The sequence below is a fragment of the Psychrobacter sp. TS_SC_6 genome, from assembly GCF_056156305.1.
Genome location: NZ_CM149590.1, coordinates 2,577,338 through 2,590,597 on the forward strand (window position 1 = coordinate 2,577,338; position 13,260 = coordinate 2,590,597).

Annotated in this window: 12 protein-coding genes; 3 read left to right on the plus strand and 9 right to left on the minus strand. The window is 43.9% G+C overall.

Going from position 1 to position 13,260, the window contains the following annotated elements:
- Positions 1-18: 18 nt before the first annotated feature.
- The 7 genes from hisD to AC0J5Y_RS10950 form a co-directional block, all read right to left on the minus strand.
- The gene (hisD, locus tag AC0J5Y_RS10920; RefSeq protein WP_475130703.1) at positions 19-1,317 is read right to left on the minus strand and encodes a histidinol dehydrogenase; all 1,299 of its coding nucleotides are present in this window, start codon (positions 1,315-1,317) and stop codon (positions 19-21) included.
- A 239-nt stretch (positions 1,318-1,556) separates the two neighbouring features.
- A complete protein-coding gene (gene hisG / locus AC0J5Y_RS10925; RefSeq protein WP_475130704.1) occupies positions 1,557-2,252 on the minus strand; it encodes an ATP phosphoribosyltransferase in 696 nt (231 codons plus the stop codon).
- Positions 2,253-2,393: 141 nt separating this feature from the next.
- Positions 2,394-3,662, minus strand: a complete 1,269-nt coding sequence (murA, locus tag AC0J5Y_RS10930) for a UDP-N-acetylglucosamine 1-carboxyvinyltransferase (protein ID WP_475130705.1) — start codon at positions 3,660-3,662, stop codon at positions 2,394-2,396.
- A gap of 117 nt (positions 3,663-3,779) precedes the next feature.
- Positions 3,780-4,031 carry a BolA family protein gene (locus tag AC0J5Y_RS10935; RefSeq protein WP_475130706.1) on the minus strand — a complete coding sequence of 84 codons (252 nt, stop codon included), beginning with the start codon at positions 4,029-4,031 and terminating at the stop codon, positions 3,780-3,782.
- 161 nt (positions 4,032-4,192) lie between these two features.
- Positions 4,193-5,143 (minus strand): alpha/beta hydrolase, encoded by a 951-nt coding sequence (locus tag AC0J5Y_RS10940; RefSeq protein WP_475130707.1) that lies wholly within the window; start codon positions 5,141-5,143, stop codon positions 4,193-4,195.
- A 245-nt stretch (positions 5,144-5,388) separates the two neighbouring features.
- Positions 5,389-6,234, minus strand: coding sequence for a BON domain-containing protein (locus AC0J5Y_RS10945; RefSeq protein ID WP_475130708.1), 846 nt, complete (start codon positions 6,232-6,234; stop codon positions 5,389-5,391).
- Between the two features lie 225 nt (positions 6,235-6,459).
- Positions 6,460-6,975, minus strand: a complete 516-nt coding sequence (locus AC0J5Y_RS10950) for a YraN family protein (protein ID WP_475130709.1) — start codon at positions 6,973-6,975, stop codon at positions 6,460-6,462.
- Between the two features lie 163 nt (positions 6,976-7,138).
- Here AC0J5Y_RS10950 and rsmI point away from each other — a divergent pair, with 163 nt between their 5' ends.
- Both rsmI and AC0J5Y_RS10960 read left to right on the plus strand, forming a co-directional pair.
- A complete protein-coding gene (gene rsmI / locus AC0J5Y_RS10955; protein ID WP_475130710.1) occupies positions 7,139-8,098 on the plus strand; it encodes a 16S rRNA (cytidine(1402)-2'-O)-methyltransferase in 960 nt (319 codons plus the stop codon).
- Positions 8,099-8,156: 58 nt separating this feature from the next.
- The gene (locus AC0J5Y_RS10960) at positions 8,157-9,176 is read left to right on the plus strand and encodes an adenosine kinase (RefSeq protein WP_475130711.1); all 1,020 of its coding nucleotides are present in this window, start codon (positions 8,157-8,159) and stop codon (positions 9,174-9,176) included.
- Between the two features lie 100 nt (positions 9,177-9,276).
- Here the strand turns inward: AC0J5Y_RS10960 and AC0J5Y_RS10965 are convergent, their stop codons facing one another.
- Both AC0J5Y_RS10965 and nfuA read right to left on the minus strand, forming a co-directional pair.
- Entirely contained in the window at positions 9,277-10,581 is a 1,305-nt protein-coding gene (locus tag AC0J5Y_RS10965; RefSeq protein WP_475130712.1) for an O-acetylhomoserine aminocarboxypropyltransferase/cysteine synthase family protein, read from the minus strand.
- Between the two features lie 343 nt (positions 10,582-10,924).
- Positions 10,925-11,608 carry a Fe-S biogenesis protein NfuA gene (gene nfuA / locus AC0J5Y_RS10970; RefSeq protein WP_041753256.1) on the minus strand — a complete coding sequence of 228 codons (684 nt, stop codon included), beginning with the start codon at positions 11,606-11,608 and terminating at the stop codon, positions 10,925-10,927.
- Between the two features lie 642 nt (positions 11,609-12,250).
- Between nfuA and AC0J5Y_RS10975 the strand changes: the two genes are divergently transcribed.
- Positions 12,251-13,201: an alpha/beta fold hydrolase gene (locus tag AC0J5Y_RS10975; RefSeq protein WP_475130713.1), complete on the plus strand. Its 951-nt coding sequence runs from the start codon at positions 12,251-12,253 to the stop codon at positions 13,199-13,201.
- Positions 13,202-13,260 lie beyond the last annotated feature (59 nt).

Consider the following 13,260-nt stretch of genomic DNA (forward strand, 5'->3'; position numbering starts at 1 on the left):
TAATTGTTTTTGAGAAAATTAGGACTCGTAACGATAACGAGCCGAACGCGCATGGGCTTCTAAGTCCTCATGCTGCGCTAAAATATCTGCCGTCTCAGCCAAAGGCTTACTGCCCGCTTCACTACAATAAATAATGGATGATTTCTTTTGAAAATCATATACGCCAAGCGGTGACGAAAAGCGTGCTGTACCCGATGTCGGTAGCACATGATTCGGTCCTGCACAGTAGTCACCGATTGCCTCTGGTGTATGACGTCCCATAAAGATAGCACCTGCATGACGAATACTACTAAGCAATGCGTCTGGATTGTCAACAGAAAGCTCCAAATGCTCAGGCGCAACGCGATTGATCACCGCCATCCCTTCTTCACGGTCTTTCACTAGAATAAGCGCGCCACGATTTTTTAGCGAATCACGAGCGATATCTGCCTTGGGTAATGCAGCCAAGGCTTTTTCAATTTCAATGGCGACTTCTTTAAGCTGTTTTTCACTGGTAGTCACAAAAATCGCTTGGGCAATACGATCATGCTCTGCCTGTGATAATAAATCCATCGCTAACCAATCAGCACGGTCTGCTGCTTCGCCTTCTGCATAAACCAGTACCTCAGAAGGTCCAGCAATCATATCGATACCGACTTGACCAAATACCGCGCGTTTGGCGGCTGCAACATATTTATTGCCCGGTCCAGTGATTTTATCTACTGCCGGAATCGTTTTAGTACCATATGCCAATGCTGCTACCGCTTGTGCACCGCCAATAGTAAAGACGCGATCAACTTGTGCCAAATGCGCCGCCGCTAATACCAAGGGATTGAGTACACCTTTTGGTGCTGGTACGACCATGATGACTTCTTTGACGCCAGCAACTTTGGCAGGGATAGCGTTCATTAATACTGAAGAAGGATAAGATGCCAAACCGCCCGGCACATAAATGCCGACACGGTCAAGCGGCGTGACCTTTTGACCTAAACGATTGCCGAACTCATCTTCATACTGCCATGACTCTTGTACTTGGCGCTCATGAAAGCTTTGCACGCGCGTCGCTGCTGTGGTCAGAGCGCTTTTCACGGCGTCATCAAGATTGGCAAATGCTTCAGCGAGTGCCTCTTTGGGTAATTCTAAAGCCTGCATTGTCGTTGCTGGATGTTGATCAAACTGCTGCGTCAATTCTAGCACCACACTATCCCCGCCATGACGGACTTTGCTAATAATGTCATCTACCGTTTTGAGTAAATCGGTATCATTAACGGTTTCAAAAGCAAGCAGTTCTGTCAACTGACGGTCAAAATCGGCATCTTGCGTACTTAATTGGCGCATGGCTTTGTCCTATATTTGAGCATGAATACAGCGGTAAAAAGGATAATATGGGGGCTTAGATGCCAGCTTATTTATAGTAATCACATTCAGACTATATGATGCTTTTATTAGCTGACATACAAATACAATAAAACCAGTTTAGCACGCTATGTTCTCCTTAGAGCGCTAAACTGGTTTGGAATTTTGTATAACCATACTTGATATTATCAATCTACGGTACGCCTCTATCATGTACGGGTTTATGAAGCATTGCTGATACTGTTTTTAAAACTATCTAGTATCGGCTCAAGCAATGAAAACTTGCGCTTATAACTGACTTGATTAACGATAAGACGAGAGGAAACATCACAGATATGATCTCGTGCTTCGAGTCCGTTAGCGCGTAGCGTATTGCCCGTATCAACGACGTCGACTATCAAATCACCTAAACCAACCAAGGGCGCAAGTTCCATCGAGCCATACAGCTTGATCACATCAACTTGCTGTCCTTGACTTGCGAAATAAGCACGGGCAACATTCACGTATTTAGTGGCAATACGTAGGCGACGGTTGGGTAATGGGGCATCTTTTACGCCAGCGGTCATGAGCTTACACTGAGCAATCTTTAGATCTAATAATTCATAAACATGATTGGCGCCATGTTCAAGCAACACATCTTTACCTGCCACGCCAAAATCCGCTGCACCGTGTTCAACATATGTTGGCACATCGCTTGCGCGTAAAATTAATACTCGGATATTGGGGTTTGAGGTTGGAAAAATAAGCTTGCGTGAGGCTTCAGGATCTTCCAATAATTCAACGCCAGCGGCACGCAAAAGTGGCATCGTCTCTTCTAAGATACGACCCTTGGATAATGCCAGTGTTAAGCCTGAAAATTCATCATTGACTTCGTTTAATAAACCACTGGTTGATAAGCTGTTGGTTACTTCGGTCATAGTGACGCTGGTCCGTGTGCTGATGGTGCTGGAAGTTGTCGCCGTTAAAGGGCATTCTTAATAATATTATACTAGGCTTAAAATTTATTTCGATTATAACGCCAGTGTTAATGCTAGCGTTATAACTTTTAGCAAGCCACATTAATCGTTGCTATTGATACGCTCGATATTGACGCCAAGCGCACGCAGTTTTGCTTCAACGTGCTCATAGCCACGGTCAATATGATAAATGCGGTCAATTAAGCTCTCGCCTTCTGCCGTTGCCGCTGCCATCACCAGCGACATCGAAGCACGCAAATCAGTCGCCATCACAGGTGCGGCGGTAAAGCATTCAACCCCTTTTACCACAGCGGTATGACCGTCTACTTGGATAGAGGCGCCTAGGCGGTTAAGCTCAGGGACGTGCATATAACGGTTCTCAAAGATATTTTCGATAAAGGTACTGGTGCCATCAGCCAAACAAGCAATCGCCATCACCTGTGCCTGCATATCCGTTGGAAAGCCTGGATGTGGCTGGGTACGAATATCGACCGCTTTTGGTCGAACTTTCATTTGTGCGCGAATCCAATCATCACCCGTAGTGATAATTGCACCCATGTCTTCAAATTTTTCTAGCACAGGTGTTAATAGTAGCGCAGAAGTATTCTTAGTCAATACATCACCGCGTGTCATCAAGGCGCCAGCAAGGTAAGAGCCTGTTTCGATACGATCTGGCACGACCGAGTACTCACAACCATGCAAGCGCTCAACGCCTTCAATCGTCATGGTTGCTGTACCAATACCACTGATTTTAGCACCCATTGCGACCAGCATGTTAGCCAAATCAACCACTTCTGGCTCAAGCGCACAGTTGCCCAAAACAGTCGTGCCTTTAGCAAGTGCTGCTGCCATAATAACGTTTTCAGTACCGCCTACCGTCACCATGTCAAATGAGAACTTACAACCTAACAGCTTACCGCCCTTTGGTGCTTGCGCAATTACATAGCCATTTTCTACTGTAATACTAGCACCCATTGCTTCAAAAGCTTTAAGATGCTGATCAACGGGGCGCGAACCAATCGCACAACCACCCGGCAAGGATACTTCTGCCTCACCAAAACGTGCCAATAATGGACCCAGTACTAAGATTGAGGCGCGCATGGTTTTGACTAAATCATAGGGCGCATAAAAATTATCAATACTCTTGGTATCGCAAGTGACGGTATCACCCTGCTTTTGGATTTTGATACCCATGCCACCGATCAACTCAATCAAAGTGCGCACATCTTGTAGCGATGGCACATTGTGCAATGTCGTCGGCGTCTCAGCCAATATCATAGCCGCAAGCAATGGCAACGCGGCATTTTTAGCGCCTGAAATGGTGACTTCCCCTGCGATACGACTACTACCAGTGATTAAAAATTGATCCATAAAGATGACAACCTAACGATAAGTATAAAAACAATGAAAAACCGAATCGCTTATCAGTGGCAAAAATACTTGCTCGTAATAAACAATCCAGTCGTAAATAAAAAGCTTTAACCTACTCTAGCCTTGCGATTGAACATTCCATTCAGCAGGCGTTAACGCTTGAATATTGAGCGCATGAATATCACCACTGGCGATTTTATCATTGACCAAAGCATAAACGGCTTGCTGACGTTGGACGGCGCGTTTGCCCTCAAAACTGGCATCAACCACACGCACATCAAACTTAGTTCCTTGATTAGCAGCTTGAATAAAGGCATCTGGAAAATGCGTTTGTAAAAATGCAATCAAATCGTCAGCGTTCATGCTCATAGAATATTCTGCCTTAAGGTTTTAGATAGGGGATAGAGGTAAAGTGACGACATTATAACAAGAGTTTGACCATCTTACAGCACTGTCTTACACAACGATGCTTAACCATCATTAGCCTAAGATAGAATCAATACCCATGTCGGACTTACTAACTGCAAGCCTTATTTAAGGGTTTTATCCAAATAACTTAATACTTGTGCGCGTACATCATTGACCCAGCGTAGAGGTGGTGCCATCGCGCCAATACTGGTGGCATGACTGGCACCGGCAATTTCACTTGTCTGCACGGTAACACCAGCCGCTTTTAATGCCTGTGTCATTTTGATGGTATTGGTGGCATAAACAACTTTGTCTTTTTCAGCAGTCAATAATAAATATGGCGGCTGCTGCCCTTTGATCTGACGGTCTGGCATTACCTCATCAGGGGTCGCGTCAGCTGCAAAAGCGGTGGCGCTACTAAATTTACGAAAGTCATAGCTATAAGGACCAGCAATACCAATCACTGCACTGATATCTGTTGGTTTGACGCCATAAGGCTTTAAAAAATCCTCATTGGCGATAGCAGCAACCGCGTTAAACGCGCCAGCAGAATGACCAATGACGGCTAGACGCTCAGGGTCAGCATAAAATCGCGCAGCATTTTTATAGCTCCACGCAATCGCTTGCGCCGTGTCTTCGACATAATCAGGATAGACATGCTCAGGGGCTTTGCGATAATTAATCACCGCCGTCACGTAACCTGCTTGAGCTAAGCTTTGCCCGACAAAGGCATATTCCTCCTTAATACCACTCTCCCAAGAGCCGCCATGGACAAACACCACCATCGGATAATCTTGTTTGATGGTGGTATTCGTTTTCATAGCCTGCGCTAAAGGTTTTGGATAGTAAATATCCAAATCTTGTAATGGCTCGTCACCATACAGGATGTCTTTACTAACCCCAATGCCGCCATTTGAAGTAATACCATTAACGATAGCAAGCGCTGATAACGCTTGTGCTTGCTGCGTCGCTAGCGCAATACTGCCCACTGCCAACGCAATAGTAACCCCTACACGTACGAGTTTGGACATACCTACCTTAGGTCGCTGTACATCATTATTTAAAGCCTTCATAGCAGTATTCCTGTTATATGTCAGTCAGTTATAGATTTATTATCTCACCTACACTGCATTAACTATATTTGCGATTAATATCTTTTGACTGTACATATTTTACGAAATAACAGGGGATTTATCGTGCTTCTACTGTTATGGGTATTAAGTGTTCTTGTGAGTGATATTTGGGCGACTTTAGAATAAAACTAGCATTAGATAACAATATCTTATCAAGCTTAATCATTCATTTAGCTCACTTCAATCTATGGGTTTCGATACAGGTCAATGTAAGGGCTGGATGAAGGCTCAGTAACTGGTAAGCCATCTTCGGTCACTACAATAGGTGTGGCACTGATAGTCGCATCTGCTGCGACAGAACCATTGGTATTAGGTATTGCTCTGTTATTCACGACTGCTACCCTAGTCGGATTGGCTGAATTTGCCACATTAGACTCATACATGATGTCATCATTACCTAGCTTGACGCCTCTATCATCAACGACAGTAGTCAGTAGCACCAACTCTGTAACACCAACCGTGCTATTGGCAATATCAATCAGGTGGCTTTGCTGCGTCGGTGTCATACGGCCCATGATATAAACCACGCCACTATTGGTCACTGCTCTAATTTGTGACGCTTTTACCCCATTAGCTGCGGCTGTTTTTGCCATCAGTTTTGAGGTGATGTAACCGTCATGGACAGTCTGGCTATAGCCTTTTGAGGCACTAACCGTCAGCTCATTATATACTTGACGAACATCTGGCATAGAACCCACTACTTTGCTAATTTCCGCCTTAATGACCTCAGTCGGCACTTCACCCGTCAACAATACGGTGCTATTGAAACTATCAATACTCATGCGACTGGTCTGTTGCAAATTTTCCTGCAAACCATAAACGTTAATCTTGACGGTATGCTCAATACTACGATCAAGCAGACGCTGCGGGATGGTGCGCTCAGTCATGGGCACGCCATAAGTACCTTCTGTACTATTGGTCAAATAATTGGTGGTACAGCCAGTCGTGACAATGCTCAACATTACTATAATGCCTATCACGTTACGGCGCGGTGAGCCAAAAATAGCAGTGCGCAGATTCATCTGTGTCATGATTTACCTCTTTAGTACATGAGTATTCATAATAAATAAAGCAGTAGTTAATGGTTTTTATTTTAACAAATATGACAGAACCTTGATTCAATAAAATTCTTATAGGACCGCTACTCTACTGAATTTTTACGTCTTACCGTTAGGCTTTTGGTAACGACAACTTCATTTAATATGCTTTGACATTATAAAATTAGCCACGCTTAAGTAAATCATAAACAAGTTCTATTACCAAGCTGACGCAATAAATGCGCCTTGCAGCCATTCAGGCTGACTGATGTCTAACCCTTGGTTTGGTTGATTATCCAACGTGATACCTGTCTTATTTTTACTATTATGCGCCGTATTATAAGCAATTACATCAAACCGACATTCATAATCACTGTATTCTTGATTTTGCTGCAAAAAGTAACGTGCTGCTTTAATTATTTTTCGCTGTTTGCTTATTGTCACGCTGCGCGCTGCATCACCAAAATGTGAGCGCTGTCTTTGCCGCACTTCCACAAACACCAGTGTCGACCATGCTTGTCCTTTTTCTATCATCACCAAATCAAGCTCACCAACTTTGGGCTGTTGCCAGTTTTGCGCTATCAAAACCAGCCCTTTTCCTTGCAAAAACTCACACGCCTGCTGCTCAAATCGGCTACCTTGGCGCTGTTTTGGAGAGGTTAGCATTAAAGGTTTATCATTTGCCATGATATCTATCCGTCTGCTCAACATTTCAGAATTATCATAGCACATCATGCTAAACTAACCACTTTAGCGCTCAGATGCTGGTGTCGTTTTTTAGGCTGTGCTTAAGCCTTATTGGATGAGGCAATCTTGCCTTTGGTGTTGAATGTTATTAGCCAGTTTTATCAGTCAGCGCGCCATATCCCTTTTATTATCTTAATGACCCGAGGTTTTCATGTCTAGCCCTACCGCGATGCCAGCTTGTCTATATATCGTTGCCACGCCGATTGGCAATCTTAGTGACATGACACCGCATGCGATCGATGTCTTAAAGCAAGTTGCCATCATTGCCTGTGAAGATACACGAACCTCAGGTAAGCTATTATCCCATTTCGGTATCGATACTAAAGGCAGTAAAGCTGACGATAACAAAGAAGTAACGATGCACACTCATAAAAATGATGTCGATAGTGATTCTGATATAGCTGTTAAGCAAAAAGGGCACAATAAGCTGTGGGCATATCATGAGCATAACAGCGCCATTCAAACACCCAAAATTATTGAGATGATTGAGCAAGGTCATTCCGTTGCCTTGATCAGTGATGCTGGCACGCCGCTGATTAGTGATCCAGGCTACCAATTGGTACAAGCAGCACATGCTGCTGGCGTTCGCGTATCCCCTATTATTGGCGCCTCTGCTGCTATTGCCGCACTGTCTGTAGCAGGACTGCCGTCAGATCGTTTTAGCTTTATTGGTTTTCTACCAGCAAAAACCCACGGTCGTCAAAAGCAACTCGCAGCACTGCACTCTCGTACTGAGACTTTAATATTTTACGAAGCGCCGCACCGTATTATTGCCAGTTTAGAAGATATGGCGGCGGTATTTGGTGCTGAGCGCGAAGTGACGTTTTGCCGCGAATTAACCAAAACCTTTGAAACTGTCAATAAAAGTACGCTTGGCGCTTTGGTTGAATTTGTCAAAGCGGATGATAACCAGCAGCGCGGTGAAATCGTAGTAGTGGTCGCCGGCGCTAATGTTGCCCAAGACGATGATGACATCAGTATTCATGATAAATTGCTGCAACGGCTGCTAGAGGACTTGTCGGTGAAAAAAGCCGCTGCCCTAGGTGCTGACCTCACCGGTGTCAAAAAAAATGCACTCTATCAGCGCTTACTTGAGCTCCAAGCACAATAGTTTTTGGATATTATAACCAAACAAATGCAAGTATAGATTTTTTGAGGAGAGGTAAGCAATGTACGATGTGATGGCGATAGGTAATGCCTTGGTTGACCACGAATATCTGTTATCAGATGCAGCACTAGAAGAAACTGACCTGACCAAAGGCAATATGACGCTGGCGGGTATTGAAGAACAACAGCAATTATTGGCGTATTTTAAGCTGGCAGAAATAGAACCATCAAAACAGGCGGGCGGCGGTTCAGCTGCCAATGCCATGTATGCGTTTTCAAGTTTGGGCGGTAAACCTTTTTATGCCTGCCGCGTCGGCGATGACAAGCAAGGTGAATTTTATTTAAAAGACTTACATGCAGCAGGTGTTGCCACCTCACCTCAGTCCATTCATGTAGGCGGTGTCACTGGCTCATGTGTGGTTGCAGTGACTGAAGATGGCGAGCGTACTATGCAGACGTTCTTAGGTACTTCAAGCGATATAACCGCTGATAACGTTGACTTTGGGGCGTTAACTCAAGCTGAGTGGTTATATTTGGAAGGCTACCTTGCGATGTCTGCAGGTATTCAGCCAGCGATGGATCAATTGCGTCAGCAAGCGACTATCAATGGTGCCAAGATTGCCGTTAGCTTTGCTGATCCAGCCGTTGTAAAATTCGCCAAAGAGGGTTTGCTAAATATGCTTGGCAATAAGGTTGCGGTGATATTCTGCAATAGTGAAGAGGCACGTTTATTTACAGAAGAAAAAGAATACAAGTCAGCGGCGCGTGCGCTACTTGAATACTGCCAAATTGCAGTAGTCACTGATGGTGCAAATGGGGCGGTAATTGCCCATCAGCCAAATAATGAGTCTGACATTGAAATTCATGATATCCCTACGCCAGTGATCGATCATGTCATCGATACCAATGGTGCCGGTGATAACTATGCGGGTGCATTTCTATATTCTTTGTCGCAGCAATATAGCTTACCAGAATGTGGTCTTCTTGCTAGCGCAGTTGCCGCGCAAGTGATTCAACAGCTCGGTCCACGTTTAGCGTCAGAAGATTATAGAGATATTGCCAAACGTGTACTGACTGCTTAAAAAATCAAGCCTAATACTTAGCAGTGTTTAGATAGCTTAAAAAATAAAAAGGCCCATATCGATTTGATATGGGCTTTCTGCTTTATCAACTATTATTTGATTAAGCCGCAGCCAATGCTTGCGCCAAATCCGCTTTGATATCTTCGATATGCTCAATACCAATTGATAAACGAACCATATCAATGCTGACGCCTGCCTTTTCGAGCTCTTGCTCATTGAGCTGGCGATGGGTGGTCGTCGCTGGATGACAGGCCAGTGATTTGGCATCGCCGATATTGACCAAGCGCGTAATCAGCTGTAAGGCATCGATAAAGCGCGCACCGGCTTCAAGTCCACCTTTCACCCCAAAAGTCAAAATAGCAGAAGGCGTGCCTTTCATATATTTCTTAGCAAGTTCATGTTCAGGATGATCTGGCAGTCCGGCATATTTTACCCATGCGACTTTATCATGATCACGTAGATACTCTGCAACCGCTTGCGCGTTTTGAACATGACGCTCCATACGTAAACCCAGCGTCTGTAAGCCTTGTAAAATACTAAAAGCATTGAGTGGGCTTAACGCTGCGCCAGTATTTCGAAGAGGTGCCACACGAGCACGGGCGATAAATGCCGCAGCGCCAACGTCTTTGACGAAGTTTACGCCATGATAGCTGGCATCTGGGGTATTTAATAATGGGAAACGCTCAGGGTAATCGCCCCAAGGAAAGGTGCCTTTATCAACAATGGCGCCGCCAATCGAGGTACCGGTACCGCTCATATATTTGGTCAATGAATGAATGACAATATCCGCACCAAACTCAAATGGACGACATAATGCAGGTGTCGCAACGGTGCTATCAATCACGACTGGCACGCCATATTCATGCGCGATATCACTGAGTGCTTGGATATCAATAATATTGCCGAGTGGATTACCAATACTTTCCGCAAAGACCATCTTGGTCTTATCATCGATTAAATCACGAATCGCGGCAGGGTTTTTGTGGTCGAAAAAGCGAACTTCGATACCTTGGCGTGGCAATGCATGAGCGAATAAATTATAAGTACCACCATATAGTGTCGATACCGCAACGATATTGTCGCCTGCTTCACAAATGGTTTGAATCGCATAAGTAATGGCAGCCATACCAGAAGCCACAGCAAGCGCGCCAATACCACCCTCAAGTGCAGCAACGCGCTCTTCTAATACCGCATTGGTCGGGTTCATGATACGGGTATAAATGTTGCCCGCGACTTTTAAATCAAATAAGTCTGCACCATGCTGGGTATTATCAAACGCATATGAGCTGGTATGATAAATGGGCACGGCGACCGCTTTGGTGGTCGGCTCTACAGTATATCCGGCATGAATCGCCAAGGTCTCAAGGCGTTGATTATTTTGCTTAGCTGGTTGTCCGTCACTCATATTGCGCTCCTATAGTTAAAATATCTCAAAAACGCTACAGTGCTGCTGGTATAAATTTTTTGCAGCCTCTGTCTGCGTAGGCACAGCAAGCAAGAAAAATTAATATCAGCAGTACTTGATGTATCGATATTACTTTTCCCTGACTATATATATTTATTCGCTATCAAAAAATACTTGTTGATTAAAATAGCTATCGCTAAACGATAGGCATAAAAAAAGCTGAGTTAATCATAACTCAACTTCTTTATGAAAATAATAGCAAATTATCCATCGCTTAATGACAAAAATTCATAAGCAATAAAAAACAAGTATTCTATTCGTATTTATAATTACCAATTAGCTTTTATTTATAATAAGCGTTTTCAGTACGGGTATGATCAGTCTCATCAATCACTTGCGTCAGCTCTGGTATTTGCTGTTTCAGCTGCACTTCAACACCTTGACGCAAAGTCATATCAACCGCTGAACAGCCTTGACAACCACCGCCGAACTTTAATACCGCAGTGAGACCAACGCCTTCTTCATCAATCAATTCAAGCAACTGCACATCACCACCATGCGCCGCTAGGCTTGGATTGATCTCAGACTGCAACACATAGTTGATACGCTCTTCCACACTGGCATCAGCACCCACTTTTGGCACTTTAGAGTTTGGTGCACGGAAGGTCAGCTGACCACCAAAACGGTCTTTATTATAGTCAATTACCGCATCTTCTAAATAAGGTACTGACGCCGCTTCAATAAAAGCAGAGAAATTATCGTAGCTGAATTTTAAGTCCGCACTATCCTCTTCGCCTGGCTGATTGTAAGCCATGCAGCACTCAGCACGCGGTGTACCCGGATGTTCAACAAAGATACGTACGCCAATACCATCGGTGTCTTGCTTCGATAGCAAATCCGCTAAGTAACCTTGCGCCGCTTCCGTGATGGTAATATTGCTTTTAGCTTCGGTTTGCTCAGTATCAAGCGCTGACTCGTAATCGGCAGCAGGTTCTACTTGAGTATCCGTTGGGTTATGTTCACTCATAATGCGTCCTATCTGTGTTATGACACCAGCGTGCTGTGTACCCGCTTCTTGTGTCGCCAATGCAAGGGAATATGTGTCAGTGACTATCATGCTTATCGTTTGTTGCTTTGACCATGACAGCTATCTATTTATACGGCTCATTATAGCGCACTTAGTCGACTATTCCGACTGCGGCGGTGTGAATTAGCAGTGGCTATCGGTAATGATACTCACTTATAGTGAGCTGACCGTATCTTCATTGTATATAAAGACAGTAAGCTGACTTATCAAGTCTATGATGTATTCAGTGTAGTTAAAAGCTGTTACAAGCAATGAAAGCCGCTAAAGAAATTTGCTCAGAAAACTTAAGTCTTAAGAGAGCCCTGTATGTTGACTGAAAATCTAAAATTTGTGAGCACAAGAGATAGGGCGTGTTGAACATTCGACCATGGCACTGACAAAGACTATTTTTTAGGCGATTCGAAGGTAAAAATAGTAAGTATAGTCATTCTATACGTCTATTTTTAGCAATGAAGCGGCAAAAAAGAGTCCTGTCCTTTCAGGCTGATGCTAAAACTGCCCCATACGGTGTTGCAAGTCTTGCTAAGGTATTCACATTATCATCGACTTGCGCCTTGTCTGGAACAGTTTTAGCGATCAGCAGTGCCTATTTGTGAATGTTCAACACGCCCTAATGTACAAATCGCTATTTGGCACATTTTTGATGGTGAAAAACAGCATTATTTATCTGATAGCTCTACTTATAAAGCCCAAAATATATTTTTAACTCATGGTACATTTTCAGACAAAAAAACCTGCATAAGAATCGCTGAATACTTGGCTGGATTTGGTCATCACTGTTATATCATGGAATGGCGCGGTCATGGCGCAAGCTCAGCACCAAAAGATAAGTTTAATTTTGAAACGGTGGCAACCTATGATTACGAGGCGACTTTTCACTATCTTTTTGAAGAATTAAAACTTGATAATCTGCACTGCGTTACCCACAGCGGCGGTGGTATTGGCTTAACCATGTTTTTGATTCAAAACCCAGACTATATCGATAAGATAAACAGCGCCAGCCTATTTGCCTGCCAAGCCTATGGCGCCGCCTTACACCCTATTAGCCGTGTCAAAATATTTATTGCCAAGTATCTCAATCGCTTATCAGGCTATATTCCCGCGCAAAGATTGAAACTCGGTCCCGTTAATGAAAGCTACCATATAATGAAGCAGTGGTACGACTGGAATTTACAGCAAAACTTTTATAGCAGCTTTATGAAACAAGGCGATACAAATAAAAGCAATGTAAATAAGAACAGGGCGCCACATATACTTGCTGATCCTGCGCCTTTTGATTACCGACAGCATATGCCAAAGATTACCATACCCATATATGCTATTAGCGCTAAAGGTGACCAGTTCATCTCCCCCACTTTGGGTTGTCGCGCACTGTTTAATGATTTTCACAATCATGCGAATACCTTTCGTGAGTACTCGCTTAGCAATGGTAATTTAGACGACTATACGCATAGCCGCATTTTAAATAGCCGTCATGCTGCCGAAGAGATTTGGCCAACAGTTGCGGCGTGGATTGACAAGCATAGCGACTAACTTTATATATTTACCTCTAGCTTGATTGCTCAATAATATAGATACAGCCTTGAACATCT